The following is a 15844-nucleotide window of genomic DNA, read 5'->3' on the forward strand; positions in this document are numbered from 1 at the left end:
GATGGTGGCGGGCACTGGCTGCACCCAGGTGCTCACACTTGCCGCGTCTGCGATTTGGCGGGGGGCGACCATCCCATCGGGGGCCATCGCGCATCCCACGCCTTCGTCATTCTATGGTCTGCGCTGCGTCGCTTCGCTCTGTGCTCCGCCCGTGGATGACGAAGGGAGCGACGCTTCGGTCAATCTCCGAGGTTGGCGATTTGCCCGGCGCTCGCCGCGGGTCGGCTTCCAGCTTCCGTCGCGATCCTACGCTGGCCGCTTCTTCTGCTTCTTGCGCTTTGCAGGCCCATCGAATTTCGGCCCATCGAATTTCGGCTTGTCGAACTTCGCCTTTGCCGGCTTCTTCGCCCAGGATTTTGAGCCCGGCGCCCCGCCAGGCTGCCGCTCGCCTGGCGCCCGCTTCTCGAATCCGCCCGCATTCTGATCGAAAGCGCCCCTGCCGCGATGCGGCTTCTTGTCCGGCTTCGGCGGCTGGTAGCCGGCCCGCGACAGGTCCGGCGCGCCGTCGATGCGCCTGACCACGATGTTGCCCTGCAGCTTGCGGTCGGGGCCGATCGCGGCGACGAACCGGTCGGCCCAGTCGGCGGCGATCTGCACGAAGGTTTCTTCCGGCTGCATCTTGATGGCGCCGATCTCGCGCTTGGACATGCCGGCGGTGCGGCACAGCATCGGGATCAGCCAGCGCGGCTCGGCATTCTGCCGGCGGCCGACCGAGAGCGAGAACCAGACGCTGTCGCCGAAATCGTCGCGGCGGCTGGGGGCTTCCTCCTGGCGCGCAAACTTCTCCTTTGACGGCGCGAACGGGCCGACATCGATCAGGTCCTCGGGCGCCGACCGGCTGCCCCGGCAAAGCCGCACGAAGGCGGCCGCCACCAGCTCGGCGCCATGCCGTTCGAGAAGCGCCGTGGTAAAGTCGCGCTCCTCGTCCTTCACCGCCTCGCTGAAGGACGGATCGGCCAGGATGCGCTCGTCATCCCGCCTCAGCACCTCGTCGGCCGACGGCGGGCTCGCCCAGGTCGCGGTCAGGCCTGCATTGGCGAGCAGCCGCTCGGTGCGCCGACGGGCATTGCCCGGCACGATCAGTGCGCTGACGCCCTTGCGCCCGGCGCGTCCGGTGCGGCCGCTGCGGTGCAGCAGCGTCTCCGGGTTGCTCGGCAGGTCGGCATGGATGACCAGCTCGAGATTGGGCAGGTCGATGCCGCGCGCGGCGACGTCCGTGGCGATGCAGACCCTGGCGCGGCCGTCGCGCATCGCCTGCAGCGCGTGGCTGCGCTCGTTCTGGCTGAGCTCGCCGGACAGCGCCACGACGGAAAAATTGCGGTTGTTGAAGCGCGCGGTGAGATGGTTGACGGCGGCGCGCGTGTTGCAGAACACCATCGCATTCGCCGCCTCGTAATAGCGCAGCACATTGATGATGGCGTTCTCGCGATCGGCAGGCGCGACCGAAAGCGCCCGATACTCGATGTCGAGATGCTGCTTCTCCTCGCCGCCGGCCGTAATGCGCACGGCGTCGCGCTGATAGCCCTGCGCCAGCGTGGCGATGGAGCGCGGCACGGTGGCGGAAAACATCAGCGTACGACGTTCGGCGGGCGCGGCATCGAGGATGAATTCGAGGTCCTCGCGGAAACCGAGGTCGAGCATCTCGTCGGCCTCGTCCAGCACCACCGCCTTCAGCGCCGACATGTCGAGCGCGCCGCGCGTGATGTGGTCGCGCAGCCGGCCGGGCGTGCCGACGACGATGTGGGCGCCGCGCTCCAGCGCGCGCCGCTCGGTGCGCATGTCCATGCCGCCGACGCAGGAAGCAATATGCGCGCCGGTCAGCTCATAGAGCCATTCCAGCTCGCGCCGCACCTGCAGCGCCAGCTCGCGCGTCGGCGCCACGACCAGTCCCAGCGGCGCGCCGGCAGCGGCGAAACGCTCGGCGCCGCCAAGCAGGGTCGGCGCCACGGCAAGGCCGAAGGCGACGGTCTTGCCGGAACCGGTCTGCGCCGACACCAGCGCATCGGCCTCGCCGAGCTCAGGCTCCAGCACCGCCTTCTGGACCGGCGTCAGCGCCACATAACCGCGCTTTTCCAGCGCCTCTGCGAGCGCAGGCACGATGGTTTCGAAACTGGACATCTTGTTCTTTCGGAATTCGGAGTTCTGCGCTCGTGGTCGAGCACGGACCGGCACTGCGCCGGCCAAACGAAATTTGGGCGTTCGTACTTCTTGCGGCCGTCATTGTACAGAGCAGGCGGCACCGCCTTTCCTTCTCCCCTTGTGGGAGAAGGTGGCCGCGAAGCGGCCGGATGAGGGGTGCTCCAGGGAAAGCCAGCGTCTCACTCCGCTGGAACACCCCTCATCCGTCTCGGCGCTGACGCGCCGATCCACCTTCTCCCACAGGGGGAGAAGGGAAGGTCCCGCCGATTGACTCTTTTCCCAAACCGCGTAAAAGCCCGCGTCGAACGGGATCGTTTTTCGATGCGCGGCCTTTTGATGGCTCTTCTTGCATTCGATGCCCCCAGCCTCAATGCGAACCATTGGGCCGGGCGCGTCGGCGCGTCCGTCCGTTCCAGCAAAACCCCATTCTTGGCCAAGAAAACCGGCAAAACCACCACCAAAACGGTGTGATTCCCTTGGCCTAACCACCCTCTCCCGGGTCCGGCCCGGGGGACGAAACCCGCACCAGGCCAGCGGGTTTTCTCCAACAACAGCCAAGCGGAGAGGGACAGGAGATATCAGATGAGTTTCAAGGTTGCGGTAGTCGGCGCCACGGGCAATGTGGGCCGCGAAATGCTCAACATTCTGGACGAGCGCGGCTTTCCGGTGAGCGAAGTGGTGGCGCTGGCGTCGCGGCGCAGCCAGGGCACGGAAGTGTCCTTCGGCGACCGCACGCTGAAGGTCAAGGCGCTCGACCAGTACGATTTTTCCGACACCGACATCTGCGTCATGTCGGCGGGCGGCAATGTGTCGAAGGAATGGTCGCCGAAGATCGGCAAGCAGGGCTGCGTCGTCATCGATAATTCGTCGGCCTTCCGCTACGACCAGGACGTGCCGCTGATCGTGCCGGAAGTGAACCCGGACGCGATCTCGCTGTTTACCCGCAAGAACATCATCGCCAATCCGAACTGCTCGACCGCGCAGCTGGTCGTGGCGCTGAAGCCACTGCATGACGCCGCCACCATCAAGCGCGTCGTCGTCGCCACCTACCAGTCGGTGTCGGGCGCCGGCAAGGAAGGCATGGACGAGCTCTTCACGCAGACCCGCGCGGTCTTCGTCGCCGACCAGGTTGACGTCAAGAAGTTCACCAAGCGCATCGCCTTCAACGTCATCCCGCATATCGACGTCTTCCTCGACGACGGCTTCACCAAGGAAGAGTGGAAGATGGTCGCCGAGACCAAGAAGATGCTCGACCCCAAGATCAAGCTGACGGCGACCTGCGTGCGGGTGCCGGTGTTCATCGGCCATTCGGAAGCGGTCAACATCGAGTTCGAAAAGCCGATCACGGCGGATGAGGCGCGCGACATCCTGCGCGAGGCGCCCGGCTGCCAGGTGCTCGATAAGCGCGAGAACGGCGGCTACATCACGCCGCTGGAATCGGCCGGCGAGGACGCCACGTTCATCTCGCGCATCCGCGAGGATTCGACCGTCGACAACGGCCTGTCGATGTGGGTCGTTTCCGACAATCTGCGCAAGGGCGCGGCGCTGAACGCCGTGCAGATCGCCGAGCTCCTGGTCGAACGCGGCCTGATCCAGCCGAAGAAGAAGGCGGCCTGACGGCAGTTTGCTTTCGCTCACGGGCCGTATCGCCGCTATCGCGGCTGGCCCCGCGCGGGCGCGCCGAACGATCGGCGGCCTGCGGTCGCAGGCTCGGCCTTCGGGCCGTTTTGTTTTCGCTCACGGGCCGTATCGCCGCTGCCGCGGCGGGCCCTCCGCGGGGGCGCCGGACGACCGGCGGCCCGCGGTCGCGGGCTCGGCCTTTGGTTGTTTGTTCTCGCTCACGGGCCGTATCGCCGCTGCCGCGGCTGGCCCTGCGCGGGGGCGCCGGAAAGCCGGCGGCCCGCAGTCGCGGGCTCGGCCTTCGGCCGGGTGCGCTTCTTCCTTCTCCCCTTGTGGGAGAAGGTGGATCGGCGCGCAGCGCCGAGACGGATGAGGGGTGCTCCAGCGGAGTGAGACGCTGGCATTCCCCTGGAGCAGTGCCGTTTCAGGTAGAGTGTATTTCATGATTGGCGTTCAGCCTGCTGATGTCGTCCTGCGCCCAGCCACGGCTTCCGACGCCGCCGCCATCGCGACGGTGATGCGCGCTTCGCTCAATGTCTTCGACTGGATGCCGGTGCTGCATACGCCGGAGGAGCACCTGTCCTTCATCCGCGACATCCTGATGCCCAGTCAGCAGGTGGCGGTCGCCGAAACCAGCGGCCGGATCGTCGGCTTCATCGCCGTCAGCGGCGAATGGGTCGAGCAGCTCTATCTCGATCCGGCCTGGACAGGGCAAGGCGTCGGCAGCCGGCTGCTTGCCCAAGCCACCGCCGGCACGCCTGTAGTCAAGCTCCATTGCTTCCAGGCCAATACCGGCGCGCGGCGCTTCTACGAACGCCACGGTTTTCGCGCCGAAGCCTTCGGCGACGGCTCGGCCAACGAGGAAGGCCTGCCGGATATCCTTTATGTGCTCAGGCGCTGAGTTCAGGCAGCGCTGCCCGCCGCCAGCTTCCGCAAGATGGTCAGCGCCTCCTCCGCCCGCTCGGCCGGCACGAACAGATGGTCGTGATAGAAGGCCGAGACCGGATTGACGCCCATGCCGGCCGCCGCCAGCCGCGTCGTGATGGCGGCGAGGAAGCCGACGGCTTCCAGCGAGGAATGGATGTCGAGCGTGATCATCCGGCAGCGGAACGTGCCGGCGAGGCCGGCCGCTTTCGCCTGGCTCTCGGCCAGGATCAGCGTCGCGCCTTCGCGCTCGATGAAGCGCATGACCGGCTCCAGGCCCTCCGGCAAGGGTGCGCCGGGCGGCAAGGTCGCGAAGACATAGACTTCCGGGTAGAGCCGCGGCGTCATCGATGCCAGCAGCTTTTGCAGGTCCGTCTCGCCGCTCATGTTTTCCTTCCCCGGGATGCGCGTGGCGCTGTTTTCTTGTCCTGACGCAATTCCGGACACGCACTCTTCCTGGAATTGCTCCGGGCGACGTTCTCCGCAGTCTCGGCTGAAACGTCAACAGCCCGGCCTGCAGCCGCGTGGACGACATGGCGATGTCGCTGGCGGCTGAGCCGCAGGCTCGTTATCGCCGTAGAGACATAACGGTTCGCAAAGGTCTCCCACATGATCGTCCGCCCGCGCCCGACATTCCTGCAGCTGTTCTTCATCATGCGCGGCTCGGTGGTGCCGCGCATCCTGCCGCAGATTTTCGGCTTCGCCATCTATTCGGCGGTCGTCCTGCTTCTGGCGCGGCAATTCCATCTCGACCTCAGCGCCTTCAACATCACGCCTTTCGGGCTCGTTGGCGTGACGCTGTCGATCTACCTGTCGTTCCGCAACAACGCCGCCTACGACCGCTGGTGGGAGGCGCGCAAGCTCTGGGGCGCGCTGGTTTTCGAGATCCGCAACCTGGCGCGCGCCACCACCAGCCTGATCGGCGACCGGACGGAGCAGCGGGCGCTGCTGATGGACGCGCTTGCCTTCTGCCACCTGCTGCGCGGGCAATTGCGCAAAATCGACAGCAGAGAGGACGCCCGCGCCTTCATCGGCGACGAGGTGGACAAGGCAGCCGCCCGCACCAACCCGGCCGACGACATGGTCCGCCGCATGGGCCGGCGCGCCAATGCGCGGCGCGAGGCGGGCGCGCTCGACCCGATCGGCTTCCGCATCCTCGATGAAAGGCTGGCCGCGATCGCCGCCATCCAGGCCGGCTGCGAGCGGATCGCCGGCACGCCTCTGCCCTTCGCCTATACGCTCCTGGTGCATCGCACCGCCTATGTCGTCTGCCTGCTCCTGCCGATCGGGCTGATCTCGACCACGGGCTGGGCGACGCCGCTGTTCACGGCGCTGATCGCCTACACGTTCTTCGGCCTCGACGCGCTGTCGGAAGAGCTCGAGGATCCGTTCGGCGTCGAGGCCAACGACTTGGCGCTCGACGGCCTCTGCCGCGTCTGCGAGATCTCCGTGTTCGAGGCGCTGGACGAGACGCCGCCGAAGATGATCGCGGCCGACAAGTTCTATTTTTCGTGACCACAGGCAACTTCGTCATCCCAGGGCGGAGCAAGGAGCGAAGCGACGCGCGCAGACCCTAGAATCCATGCCGTGATGTTGGTCCCGGGCGCAGTCGGACCAGAAATTAGGATCGTCTGGCTGGAGCTTCATTCTAGAACGCTGCATTCTTCGTTCGACCTCACGGCATGGATACTCGGGTCAAGCCCGAGTATGACGAAGGCGTGTAGGATCGCGGCATGTTCCCCCGTCCTTGGATCGAAACCGGCAAATGGCCGGCATTCGAAACCTTGGAGGGAACATCCATGAGCATTTCCGAAGCCGCGCCTGCTTCAAGAGGCGCTTTGTGGGCCGGGCGCGCGCTCAGCGCCGTCGTCGTCCTGTTCATGATCTTCGACGGCGTCATCAAGCTGCCGCCCCTGGATATCGTCACCCAGACGATGACGGAGCTAGGCTGGCCGGCCGACGCCAATGTCGCGCGGCTGCTCGGCGTCATCGGGCTGATCTCGACGGCACTCTATGCGCTGCCGCGCAGCTCGGTGCTCGGCGCCATCCTGCTCACCGCCTATATGGGCGGCGCGATTTCGACCCATGTGCGGATCGGCAACCCGCTGTTCTCGCACACGCTGTTCGGCGTCTATCTCGGCATTATCCTGTGGGGCGGGCTTTATCTGCGCGACGCAAGGGTGCGCGCTTTGATCCCGTTCTCGCGGTAAGGGAGGACAAGACATGTTTGCCATCATCCTCATCCTCCTCGTCGTCATCATCGCCGCCATGCTGATCTACGCCGCGACCCGGCCGAACGATTTCGTCGTTACGCGCTCGATCAGCATCAAGGCGCCGGCCGAGACGATCTTCCCGCTGATCGACGATTTCAGGCGCTGGCCGGAATGGTCGCCCTACGAAAAACTCGACCCCGGCATGAAGCGCACTTTGTCCGGCGCTGAAAGCGGCAAGGGCGCGGCCTATGCCTGGGAAGGCAATTCCAAGGCCGGCAAGGGCCGCATGGAGATCACAAATTCGGTGCCGTCGTCGCTGGTCGCGCTGAAGCTCGACTTCGAGAAGCCGTTCAGGGCCAACAACACCGTCGATTTCTCGCTTTCGCCGTCCGGCGAGGGCACGACCGTCATCTGGGCGATGCGCGGCGCGAGGCCCTTTGTCGCCAAGCTGATGGGCCTGTTCATGAATTTCGACACGCTGATCGGCAAGGATTTCGAGGCCGGACTCGGCAATTTGAGGCGTCTCGCCGAGCGGTGAAAACCGCAAGGTTTCAATGGGTTGGCGTCCAGAACCATAAATCCGGCCGGCACGTAGCCGGCCAATTTTCATCCTCGCCGGGATCAATTCAGCTGTTCGTGAGTTTAGGCCATGGCGGCGAGGACGGCGCTTGAGAGAGGAACAGCAATGAAGAAAGCAATTACCATTCTGGTGCTGACCATGGCCTTGGGCGCCTGTTCGCAAACGGAAAAGGGCGCTGCGATCGGTGGTCTGGGCGGCGCGGCGGTCGGTGCCGCGGTGGCAAATGATCCGGTGCAGGGTGCGGTAGTCGGCGGCGCGGTCGGCGCAGTCGCCGGTGCGCTGATCGGTCATGCCAGCGAAAGCGGCCAGTGCCGCTATCGCGACCGCTACGGGCGCGTCTATGTGGCGCGCTGCCCGTCCGGCTATTGAGACATCAGGCGGACCAAACGAAAACGGCGGGGTTAAAGCAGGTCGCGTGAAAAGGGATTCACGCGACCTGCTTTAAGTTTTGATTCTAAGCATGTCTTTGTCCCGAAACCGGGCCCACTTTCAGGAGACATGCTTTTAGGTCCGCTGTTTTGTAAGCGAAAGGCCGTGATTACTCGGCGGTCGCGGCCTCAGCCTCGGCCGGCGCGGCGGTCGCCGCGGCAGCGGCTGCATCTTCCTGGGCCTTCTTCAGCAGGGCGGCGCGTTCCTGCGCCTTCTTGCCGGGCAGGGCCTTGTTCGGGTTCGAGCGGGCTTCGCGCTTGGCGAGACCGGCCTCGTCGAGGAAGCGCAGCACGCGGTCCGTCGGCTGGGCGCCGTGCGACAGCCAATGCTTGACGCGCTCGGCGTCGACCTTGACGCGTTCGCCGTCCTTCGGCAGCAGCGGGTTCCACGAGCCCAGCGACTCGATGAAACGGCCGTCGCGCGGCGAACGGGCGTCGGCGACGACGACGTGGTAGTAGGGACGCTTCTTCGAGCCCGCACGGGCCAGTCTGATCTTCAGTGCCATTTCTTTTCTCCTAAAAGCTCTGATTTGGTTTGATTGGATTTCAACTGAGATGTCTCAGCCTGTTTTCGTCACGCCGTTCGCAGCGGCGATCTGTTCGTGGTGCCGGATCACTTCGCGGACGACGAAGTTGAGGAATTTCTCCGCGAAATCGGGGTCGAGATGCGCGTCATGCGCCAGCTGGCGAAGACGGGCGATCTGCTGCTGCTCGCGCGCCGGGTCGGCCGGCGGCAGGCCATGCTCTGCCTTCAGGACGCCGACCGCCTTGGTGCAGCGGAAGCGCTCGGCGAGCATATGGATGAGGGCGGCGTCGATGTTGTCGATCGAAGCGCGATAGCCAGCCAGGATGGCGCGTGCGTCGGCCATGTCTTTCTCCTCGTTCATCGCCCCCTCATTTCTTTTTCCCAAGGCCGGGCAGTCCACCGCCGCCGAGACCCGGAAGACCCGGAAGCTTCATGCCGCCGGGCAGGCCCGGCAGTCCGCCGCCACCAGGAAGCCCGCCGGGCAAGCCCTTGCCGAGACCGGCGGCCTGCGCCTGCTTCTGCAAGGCCTCGAGCTGCTTGGGATCCATCTTGGAAAGATCGGGCATGCCGCCGCCGGGCATCATGCCGCCAAGGCCCATTTTCGAGGCGAGGCCGCCCATCATGCCGCGCATGAGGCCGCCGCCTTTGCCCTTGCCGCCCATCGCCTTCATCATGTCGGCCATGCCGCGATGCATCTTCAAGAGCTTGTTGATCTCGGCCGCGTCGGTGCCGGAGCCGGCGGCGATGCGCTTCTTGCGCGAATGCTTGAGAAGGTCCGGGTTGGCGCGCTCGGCCTTGGTCATCGAGGAGATGATGGCGAGCTGGCGGCCGAACATCTTGTCGTCGAGGCCGGCGGCGGCCAGCTGGTCCTTCATCTTGCCCATGCCGGGCATCATGCCCATGATGCCGCCCATGCCACCCATCTTCGACATCTGCTGAAGCTGCTGGGCGAGGTCGTTCAGGTCGAACTTGCCCGACTGCATCTTCCTGGCCATCGCCGCCGCCTGCTCGGCGTCGATGGTCTCGGCGGCCTTCTCGACGAGCGAGACGATGTCGCCCATGCCGAGGATGCGGTCGGCGATGCGCTTGGGGTGGAATTCCTCCAACCCGTCCATCTTTTCGCCGGTGCCGATGAGCTTGATCGGCTTGCCGGTGACGGCGCGCATCGAAAGTGCGGCGCCGCCACGGCCGTCGCCGTCCATGCGGGTGAGCACAAGGCCGGTGATGCCGACGCGTTCGTCGAAGCTTTTCGCCAGATTGACGGCGTCCTGGCCGGTCAGCGAGTCGGCGACCAGCAGGATCTCGTGCGGGCTCGACACCTTCTTGATGTCGGCCATCTCGACCATCAGCGGCTCGTCGATATGGGTGCGGCCTGCAGTATCGAGGATGACGACGTCGTGGCCGCCGAGTTTTGCCGCCTGCACGGCGCGTTTGGCGATGTCGACCGGGCTCTGGCCGGCGATGATCGGCAACGTCGCGACCTTGGTCTGCTCGCCGAGCTGGCGCAGCTGCTCCTGCGCGGCGGGACGCCGCGTGTCGAGCGAGGCCATCAGGACCTTCTTGTTCTGACGCTCGGTCAGCCGCTTGGCGATCTTGGCCGAGGTGGTCGTCTTGCCGGAGCCCTGCAGGCCGACCATCATGACGACGACGGGCGCCGGCGCGTTGAGGTCGATGGCGACGCCTTCGGCGCCGAGCATGTCGACCAGCTCGTCATGGACGATCTTGACGACCATCTGCCCAGGCTTGATCGACTTCAGCACCGCGGCGCCGACCGCTTTCTCGCGGACCTTGTCGGTGAAGGAGCGAACCACTTCGAGCGCGACGTCGGCCTCGAGCAACGCACGGCGCACCTCGCGCAGCGCCGCCGAGACATCCGCCTCGGACAACGCGCCGCGGCCGGTCAGGCCGTTCAGGATCGAACCAAGGCGTTCCTGGAGTGATTCAAACATTCTTCTTCCTTTTCCCTGGCACCTGCGGATGCCCGAGAGGTAGTGCGTGCGCAGCAAGTCGCCAAGCAAAAGCGCAAAGCCAAAAAGCACCCGGGGGCGCATTGCGCTGCCGGGTGTTGGCCTCCAGGATCTCTTTTACAGCACCCGCCTCAAAGAGGCTTCGGCGTCCTGGTCGGCTTTCGCGAAAGAAACTCGTCGCGGAATTCAGCGGCTCTAGACAGGAAATCCGCCGCGGAGTCAAGGCTGATGCATGTCGCGCAAAAGTGCGCAGCGGTTTTGCGGCAACGACATGCATCAAAAAACAATGGTGGAATCCGGGCCAAAACGCTGTGATTCGAGAACACCTCACAGCGGGCTTTGACTGCTCGCTCCGACCCGCAGCGGCGAACGCCGATGCAAAAGCAGCAGCATCGTCAAAAGCGTGCTGACGATGCCGATCGCGGCGATGAGGACGGCGTCCAGATTGGTCCAGCCGGGGCCTTCGAGCGGCTTGGCGTTGAGCAGGGCAAAGCCATTATAGCCTTCCTGGTGCGAGATCAGCAGGAAGCCGGTCAGGTTGTTGCCGAGATGGGCGCCGAAACCGGCGCCGAGATTGCCGGTGACATAGACGAGCAGCGTGAGCAGCAGGGCAAAGGTGCCGATCGAGACCAGCACGCAGGCATTGATGGCCAAAGTCGAGGCCGAATTCCAGTGCAGCGACGTGAACAGCAGCCCCGGCAGCAGTGCCCAGACGAGCGGGCTCCTGAAGCGGCAGGCGAGGCCGCGCAACAGATAGCCGCGAAACAGCATTTCCTCCGACGAGGTCTGCAGGAAGGCGAGCAGCACGATCGGCGCCAGGAAGAGCAGCCAGGACGAAAGGGCGATCGGTCCGCGTGCGATCTCCGGCTGCAGCCAATAGAGCAGCACCTCGGAAAAGAGCGAGGTGATCAGCACAGCGACCAGGCCCTTGAGGAAATCCCCGCCCGCAACCCGGCGCGTGACGCCGAAAAGGGCCGCCAGCGGCTCGCCATGCACGAAGCGCATCGCCACCCAGAGCCCGATCCAGATGCCGGCAAACGAGGTCAGCGCGCTCAGGATGCCGGTGGGCGATGCCAGGAAGTCCTGCATGTAGCGGCCGGTCGAGGGGCCGGGCAGGCGCCAGACGATGTAGACGTAGGTGCCGGCAAACAGCACCAGAGCCGTCATTGCCATCCAGAAGGCGATAACGATTGCCGTCCCGAAGAGCAGGCGGAGCAAGGTGGTCTTTTCGTTCGGCGAGCGGCGATAGCGCTCGAAGGCGGCATTTTCGATCGTCACGCGGCTCCCCTGCCGAAAGCTTTCGGGTCGCATGATCTATGGGATCGGTGGTTACCGTGCAATTACGTCATCAAGTTCCGGGCTGAATGGATCGCTTCAAGCGCATTCCAGGGTCTTCGCGACGGAGCTTCGCTCCTGCTCCGCCCTGGAATGACGAAGCCCGGGTCCACGCCCGCAACCAGAAAGGAAATGAAGATGGCTACCGGCATCTTCGCGCCGATCCATCCGGGCGAAATTCTCCGCGAGGAGTATCTGGTCCCGCTTGGGCTGAAACCATATACGCTGGCCAAGAAGCTGCATGTTCCCCGCACGCGCATCGAGCGCCTGGTGAGCGAAACCACGCCCGTAACACCAGATACGGCGCTTCGCCTTGCGAAGTTCTTCGGCACGACGCCCCGGTTCTGGACGAACATGCAGGCCAGCTACGATCTCGCGGTGGAAGGCGAGGCAAAGAAGGCCGAAATCGCGTCGATCGAGCAGATGCAAGCCGCCTGAGTTTCGGTCAGCACGCAAGCAAAACGGCCGCCATCGCCGGCGGCCGCTCTTGCGACAATGATAAAGGCCGATCAGCGCATCACATAGACGATGCGCCGTGTGCCGGGGTCGACCAGCGCCGGCTGGTTGTTCACATAGACATAACGATACTGGTAGTCGGGGATCTCGCGCAGCTCGACCGTGTCGGGCAGCGTGGCGCCTGTCACCACCTCGCCGTCGAGATAGACCGGATCGACCCGGTGCGTGGTGACATAGGTGCCGACCTCGGCCGGCGGCCTGCCGATCGACTCGATGGCGTCGCCGTTGGAGACGATGGCGCCCGTGTAGGTGTCGTTGGTGTAGACGTCGTCGGTCGGCGGCGCCACAAGCGCGATGCCGGCATCGGCCGGGCGGCGGGTCACGACGACGCGGCTGCCGCCGAAATCGCCCGTCACATAATCGGAATAGACCCAGCCCTTGCCGCCGGCTTCGGCAATCGTGCACCACTTGCTGCCTTCGATGCAGCCGCGAAGCGTGGCCGACTGGCCGGCCGCCAGCACACCGATGACCGGATATTGCGGACCGGGGCCGGCGCGGACGTTCAAGTCGGCCACCGCCTGGACAGGCGTATCGGCGAAAGCCGCGCCCGAGATGGTGAGCAGGGCACCGGCAAGCACCGGAAACAACACGCGTTTCATGATTTTTCTCTCCGTTTTTCAACGCTCCCTCGGGGTCGGAAACGAAAGAGTAGCTTATGCGTTCCGGCTAAAGTGCCCGTCGCGCGCTCACGAATTGTTCCAGGGTTTTTCGCCGGATCGCTCAAAAAGGCCGTGAGCGGATGCCAGCCGCGCCCGTGTTCTGTGGGCATTCGGGCTATCTCGCCGCGAGTTTGGCGTTGACAGTTCGACCGGCAGAGAGACGCGAAATCGCAGCCAATGTCGAAGGGCACGCCGAAATGGCGATCGCTGGTCCAGGCGCGGCCGCCGATGCGGTCCATCGCCTCCGGAAGAACAAAGGAGAGCCCGGCCGTTCGAAGCCGTCTTTGCCGCGGCAAGGCCCGCCGGACCGGCGCCGTTGATCACGACATCAACGTCTTTCATGAGGCAAGCCCGCCACACATGACGGCGGATCGTAGGCAAATTGCCCTTCTTTCGCCAGTGTCGGGTGCCACGTCCCCCGCGGGGGCGGTGACAACCAGGCGTTTCGCTGGCAAATTCGCAACCGGGACGTGATTCAAGGCAACCAGGAGAAGGATATGGCATTTTTTGCCAAAGGACGGATTTTCGTAGCCGCCGCGGCGGTGGTGGCGGTGCTTGGGCTGGCGACAGGGGCCGAGGCCGCAGCCAGCTGCGGCAAGAATGGCGCCGGCTTCGACGCCTGGAAGCAGGATTTCGCTGCCGAGGCCAAGGCCAACGGGGTTGGGCAGAAGGGGCTGTCGGCGCTGGCGGGTGCCACCTACGCGACCAGGACGATCGCCGCCGACCGGGCGATCCACAAGGCCTTCAGCGGCTCGGTGGAAGCGTTCATGAAGCGCCGCGGCGCCTCGGCAATCATCTCCCGGGGCCGCGCGCTGAAGAAAGCGAACGCGGCGATGTTCGACAATATCGAGCGCACCTATGGCGTGCCGCCGGGCGTGCTGCTCGCCATCTGGGGGATGGAAACCGGCTTCGGCGCCTCGATGGGCAACCAGAACACGGTGTCGGCCATCCTGACGCTCGCCTACGACTGTCGCCGTCCGGACTATTTCACCCCGCATGCCATCGCGGCACTCAAGCTGGTCGATAGCGGCGCGCTGAGCGCCTCGTCGGTCGGCGCCATGCATGGCGAGATCGGCCACACCCAGTTCCTGCCCGGAAATGTCATGAAATACGGCGTCGGCAGCAGAAACCTGCGCGACCGCAACACGGCGCTCGCCTCGACCGCCAACTTCCTCAAGGGCCATGGCTGGCACGCGGGCGCGAGCTACGAGGCCAATATGGGCGCGATCGCCGGCTGGAATTCGGCCAGCGTCTATCAGCAGGCCATTGCCCAAATCGCCGAGGCGATCGACGCGGACTGATCGGATTAAGACTTGGTTCCAACGAGAAGCCCGGCCATGCGCCGGGCTTTTTTGTTGGGGGCTTGGGGATTGGCGAAGGCCGGGAAAGTAGGGATCTCCCCCTTGATTGAGAGATGTCGCCCTTCCTTCGTCATTCTAGGGTCTGCGCGCGTCGCTTCGCTCCTTGCTCCGCCCTAGAATGACGAGGGATACGCTGGCGCGAGGCCCCCCTCTCTGTCCTGCCGGACATCTCCCCCCTCAAGGGGGGAGATTGGCAGCTTCAGCGGCGGTTCCTTGCCGCGAGCGTCCTGAGCCGCAATCCGTTGAGGCGGATAAAGCCCTCGGCGTCCTTCTGGTCGTAGGCGCCGCGATCGTCCTCGAAGGTGACCAGCGCATCGGAATAAAGCGTCTTCTTAGACTTGCGGCCGGTGACGATGACATTGCCCTTGTAGAGCTTCAGCCGCACCGTGCCTTCGACGTCTTCCTGGCTCTTGTCGATCATCGCCTGCAGCATGACGCGCTCGGGCGAGAACCAGAAGCCGTTGTAGATCAGCTCGGCGTAGCGCGGCATGAACTCGTCCTTGAGGTGCGCGGCGCCCCGGTCGAGCGTGATCGATTCGATCGCGCGGTGGGCGGCGATCAGGATGGTGCCGCCGGGGGTCTCGTAGACACCGCGCGACTTCATGCCGACGAAGCGGTTCTCGACCAGGTCGAGGCGGCCGATGCCGTTGTCGCGGCCGAGGTCGTTCAGCGTCGCCAGCATGGTGGCCGGCGACAATTTCTTGCCGTTGAGGGCGATCGGATCGCCTTTCAGGAACTCGATCTCGATCTCGGTGACGGCGTCGGGCGCGTCCATCGGCGAGACGGTGCGCTGATGCACGAATTCCGGCGGCTCGCTCCACGGATCCTCCAGCACCTTGCCCTCGGAAGAGGAGTGCAAAAGGTTGGCGTCGACCGAGAAGGGCGCTTCGCCGCGCTTGTCCTTCGCCACCGGGATCTGGTGCTGCTCGGCGAAGTTGATCAGATCGGTGCGCGACTTGAACGACCAGTCGCGCCATGGCGCGATGACCTTGATATCGGGGTTGAGAGCATAGGCCGAGAGCTCGAAGCGGACCTGGTCGTTGCCCTTGCCGGTGGCGCCATGCGCGATGGCGTCGGCGCCGGTTTCCTTGGCGATCTCGACCAGATGCTTGGAGATCAGTGGCCGGGCGATCGACGTGCCGAGCAGATACGTGCCTTCATAGACGGCATTGGCGCGGAACATCGGGAAGACGAAGTCGGCGACGAATTCCTCGCGCACGTCGACGATGCGGATGTCCTTGATGCCCATCATCTCGGCCTTCTTACGGGCCGGCTCCAGCTCGCCGCCCTGGCCGAGATCGGCGGTGAAGGTGACGACTTCGGCGCCGAGCTCGGTCTGCAGCCATTTCAGGATGATGGAGGTGTCGAGGCCGCCGGAATAGGCGAGCACAACTTTCTTGACGTTCTTGATCTTGGACATTTTGGCGGTTCCGCGGGAAAATAGCTTCGCGGGCGAGGTATCACGGCCTTTCCGGGCGGCGCAAGAGACGAACGGATGCCTGACGGCGGCACAGGCTGGGCCACATGTTTGCCCAGGCAGACGCTGGCGAAGCAAAAATGGTCGCGTTATAGGCTG

At 64.9% G+C, this 15844-nt stretch carries 18 protein-coding genes; 9 read left to right on the forward strand and 9 right to left on the reverse strand.

What is annotated here, in order from left to right:
- Positions 1–246 precede the first annotated feature (246 nt).
- The gene (locus RFM52_RS28595; protein WP_320298160.1) at positions 247–2118 is read right to left on the reverse strand and encodes a DEAD/DEAH box helicase; all 1872 of its coding nucleotides are present in this window, start codon (positions 2116–2118) and stop codon (positions 247–249) included.
- A 288-nt stretch (positions 2119–2406) separates the two neighbouring features.
- Here RFM52_RS28595 and RFM52_RS28600 point away from each other — a divergent pair, with 288 nt between their 5' ends.
- From RFM52_RS28600 to RFM52_RS28610, 3 genes are all read left to right on the forward strand, one after another.
- Complete coding sequence (locus RFM52_RS28600) at positions 2407–2610, forward strand: hypothetical protein (protein WP_320298159.1); 204 nt, start codon at positions 2407–2409, stop codon at positions 2608–2610.
- Between the two features lie 111 nt (positions 2611–2721).
- A complete protein-coding gene (locus tag RFM52_RS28605) occupies positions 2722–3756 on the forward strand; it encodes an aspartate-semialdehyde dehydrogenase (RefSeq protein ID WP_320298158.1) in 1035 nt (344 codons plus the stop codon).
- A 445-nt stretch (positions 3757–4201) separates the two neighbouring features.
- Positions 4202–4660, forward strand: a complete 459-nt coding sequence (locus RFM52_RS28610) for a GNAT family N-acetyltransferase (RefSeq protein WP_320298157.1) — start codon at positions 4202–4204, stop codon at positions 4658–4660.
- Positions 4661–4662: 2 nt separating this feature from the next.
- On the opposite strand, the gene RFM52_RS28615 is transcribed toward RFM52_RS28610, so the two are convergent.
- Positions 4663–5070, reverse strand: coding sequence for an ACT domain-containing protein (locus tag RFM52_RS28615; RefSeq protein ID WP_320298156.1), 408 nt, complete (start codon positions 5068–5070; stop codon positions 4663–4665).
- 222 nt (positions 5071–5292) lie between these two features.
- Here RFM52_RS28615 and RFM52_RS28620 point away from each other — a divergent pair, with 222 nt between their 5' ends.
- From RFM52_RS28620 to RFM52_RS28635, 4 genes are all read left to right on the forward strand, one after another.
- Positions 5293–6198: a bestrophin family protein gene (locus RFM52_RS28620; protein ID WP_320298155.1), complete on the forward strand. Its 906-nt coding sequence runs from the start codon at positions 5293–5295 to the stop codon at positions 6196–6198.
- 284 nt (positions 6199–6482) lie between these two features.
- The gene (locus RFM52_RS28625) at positions 6483–6893 is read left to right on the forward strand and encodes a DoxX family protein (protein WP_320298154.1); all 411 of its coding nucleotides are present in this window, start codon (positions 6483–6485) and stop codon (positions 6891–6893) included.
- A 13-nt stretch (positions 6894–6906) separates the two neighbouring features.
- Complete coding sequence (locus RFM52_RS28630) at positions 6907–7434, forward strand: SRPBCC family protein (RefSeq protein WP_320298153.1); 528 nt, start codon at positions 6907–6909, stop codon at positions 7432–7434.
- A gap of 147 nt (positions 7435–7581) precedes the next feature.
- Positions 7582–7845, forward strand: coding sequence for a YMGG-like glycine zipper-containing protein (locus RFM52_RS28635; protein WP_320298152.1), 264 nt, complete (start codon positions 7582–7584; stop codon positions 7843–7845).
- Between the two features lie 169 nt (positions 7846–8014).
- Here RFM52_RS28635 and rpsP read toward each other — a convergent pair whose 3' ends face one another.
- The 4 genes from rpsP to RFM52_RS28655 all read right to left on the reverse strand — a co-directional run bounded on the left by rpsP (position 8015) and on the right by RFM52_RS28655 (position 11675).
- Entirely contained in the window at positions 8015–8410 is a 396-nt protein-coding gene (rpsP, locus tag RFM52_RS28640) for a 30S ribosomal protein S16 (protein ID WP_320298151.1), read from the reverse strand.
- Between the two features lie 54 nt (positions 8411–8464).
- Entirely contained in the window at positions 8465–8791 is a 327-nt protein-coding gene (locus tag RFM52_RS28645) for a chorismate mutase (protein WP_320298150.1), read from the reverse strand.
- 7 nt (positions 8792–8798) lie between these two features.
- Positions 8799–10379, reverse strand: coding sequence for a signal recognition particle protein (gene ffh, locus RFM52_RS28650; RefSeq protein ID WP_320298149.1), 1581 nt, complete (start codon positions 10377–10379; stop codon positions 8799–8801).
- A gap of 345 nt (positions 10380–10724) precedes the next feature.
- Positions 10725–11675: a CPBP family intramembrane glutamic endopeptidase gene (locus RFM52_RS28655; RefSeq protein WP_320298148.1), complete on the reverse strand. Its 951-nt coding sequence runs from the start codon at positions 11673–11675 to the stop codon at positions 10725–10727.
- Between the two features lie 195 nt (positions 11676–11870).
- Between RFM52_RS28655 and RFM52_RS28660 the strand changes: the two genes are divergently transcribed.
- Positions 11871–12170 (forward strand): HigA family addiction module antitoxin, encoded by a 300-nt coding sequence (locus tag RFM52_RS28660; RefSeq protein ID WP_320298147.1) that lies wholly within the window; start codon positions 11871–11873, stop codon positions 12168–12170.
- A 71-nt stretch (positions 12171–12241) separates the two neighbouring features.
- Here the strand turns inward: RFM52_RS28660 and RFM52_RS28665 are convergent, their stop codons facing one another.
- Together RFM52_RS28665 and RFM52_RS32905 are read right to left on the reverse strand one after the other, a co-directional pair.
- Entirely contained in the window at positions 12242–12847 is a 606-nt protein-coding gene (locus tag RFM52_RS28665; protein WP_320298146.1) for a DUF1236 domain-containing protein, read from the reverse strand.
- On the reverse strand, positions 12844–13146 hold the full coding sequence (locus RFM52_RS32905; protein WP_430699295.1) for a hypothetical protein: 303 nt from the start codon (positions 13144–13146) through the stop codon (positions 12844–12846). The genes RFM52_RS28665 and RFM52_RS32905 overlap by 4 nt, the downstream gene beginning before the upstream one ends.
- Before the next feature lie 258 nt (positions 13147–13404).
- Here RFM52_RS32905 and RFM52_RS28675 point away from each other — a divergent pair, with 258 nt between their 5' ends.
- Complete coding sequence (locus tag RFM52_RS28675; protein ID WP_320298145.1) at positions 13405–14208, forward strand: lytic murein transglycosylase; 804 nt, start codon at positions 13405–13407, stop codon at positions 14206–14208.
- A gap of 259 nt (positions 14209–14467) precedes the next feature.
- Here RFM52_RS28675 and RFM52_RS28680 read toward each other — a convergent pair whose 3' ends face one another.
- Positions 14468–15688 carry an argininosuccinate synthase gene (locus tag RFM52_RS28680; protein ID WP_320298144.1) on the reverse strand — a complete coding sequence of 407 codons (1221 nt, stop codon included), beginning with the start codon at positions 15686–15688 and terminating at the stop codon, positions 14468–14470.
- Positions 15689–15844: the final 156 nt, after the last annotated feature.

Origin of the sequence: Mesorhizobium humile (genome assembly GCF_033977215.1) — a bacterium.
GTDB classification, from domain to species: domain Bacteria; phylum Pseudomonadota; class Alphaproteobacteria; order Rhizobiales; family Rhizobiaceae; genus Mesorhizobium; species Mesorhizobium humile.

Excerpts from the sequence above, each read along its gene's own strand:
- RFM52_RS28610 (WP_320298157.1), top strand. The coding sequence starts at position 4,202 with ATGATTGGCGTTCAGCCTGCTGATGTCGTCCTGCGCCCAGCCACGGCT.
- RFM52_RS28630 (WP_320298153.1), top strand. The coding sequence starts at position 6,907 with ATGTTTGCCATCATCCTCATCCTCCTCGTCGTCATCATCGCCGCCATG.
- RFM52_RS28605 (WP_320298158.1), top strand. The coding sequence starts at position 2,722 with ATGAGTTTCAAGGTTGCGGTAGTCGGCGCCACGGGCAATGTGGGCCGC.
- RFM52_RS28595 (WP_320298160.1), bottom strand. The coding sequence starts at position 2,118 with ATGTCCAGTTTCGAAACCATCGTGCCTGCGCTCGCAGAGGCGCTGGAA.
- RFM52_RS32905 (WP_430699295.1), bottom strand. The coding sequence starts at position 13,146 with ATGGACCGCATCGGCGGCCGCGCCTGGACCAGCGATCGCCATTTCGGC.
- RFM52_RS28615 (WP_320298156.1), bottom strand. The coding sequence starts at position 5,070 with ATGAGCGGCGAGACGGACCTGCAAAAGCTGCTGGCATCGATGACGCCG.
- RFM52_RS28645 (WP_320298150.1), bottom strand. The coding sequence starts at position 8,791 with ATGAACGAGGAGAAAGACATGGCCGACGCACGCGCCATCCTGGCTGGC.
- RFM52_RS28675 (WP_320298145.1), top strand. The coding sequence starts at position 13,405 with ATGGCATTTTTTGCCAAAGGACGGATTTTCGTAGCCGCCGCGGCGGTG.
- RFM52_RS28660 (WP_320298147.1), top strand. The coding sequence starts at position 11,871 with ATGGCTACCGGCATCTTCGCGCCGATCCATCCGGGCGAAATTCTCCGC.
- RFM52_RS28625 (WP_320298154.1), top strand. The coding sequence starts at position 6,483 with ATGAGCATTTCCGAAGCCGCGCCTGCTTCAAGAGGCGCTTTGTGGGCC.
- RFM52_RS28620 (WP_320298155.1), top strand. The coding sequence starts at position 5,293 with ATGATCGTCCGCCCGCGCCCGACATTCCTGCAGCTGTTCTTCATCATG.
- RFM52_RS28665 (WP_320298146.1), bottom strand. The coding sequence starts at position 12,847 with ATGAAACGCGTGTTGTTTCCGGTGCTTGCCGGTGCCCTGCTCACCATC.
- ffh (WP_320298149.1), bottom strand. The coding sequence starts at position 10,379 with ATGTTTGAATCACTCCAGGAACGCCTTGGTTCGATCCTGAACGGCCTG.
- RFM52_RS28635 (WP_320298152.1), top strand. The coding sequence starts at position 7,582 with ATGAAGAAAGCAATTACCATTCTGGTGCTGACCATGGCCTTGGGCGCC.
- RFM52_RS28680 (WP_320298144.1), bottom strand. The coding sequence starts at position 15,688 with ATGTCCAAGATCAAGAACGTCAAGAAAGTTGTGCTCGCCTATTCCGGC.
- rpsP (WP_320298151.1), bottom strand. The coding sequence starts at position 8,410 with ATGGCACTGAAGATCAGACTGGCCCGTGCGGGCTCGAAGAAGCGTCCC.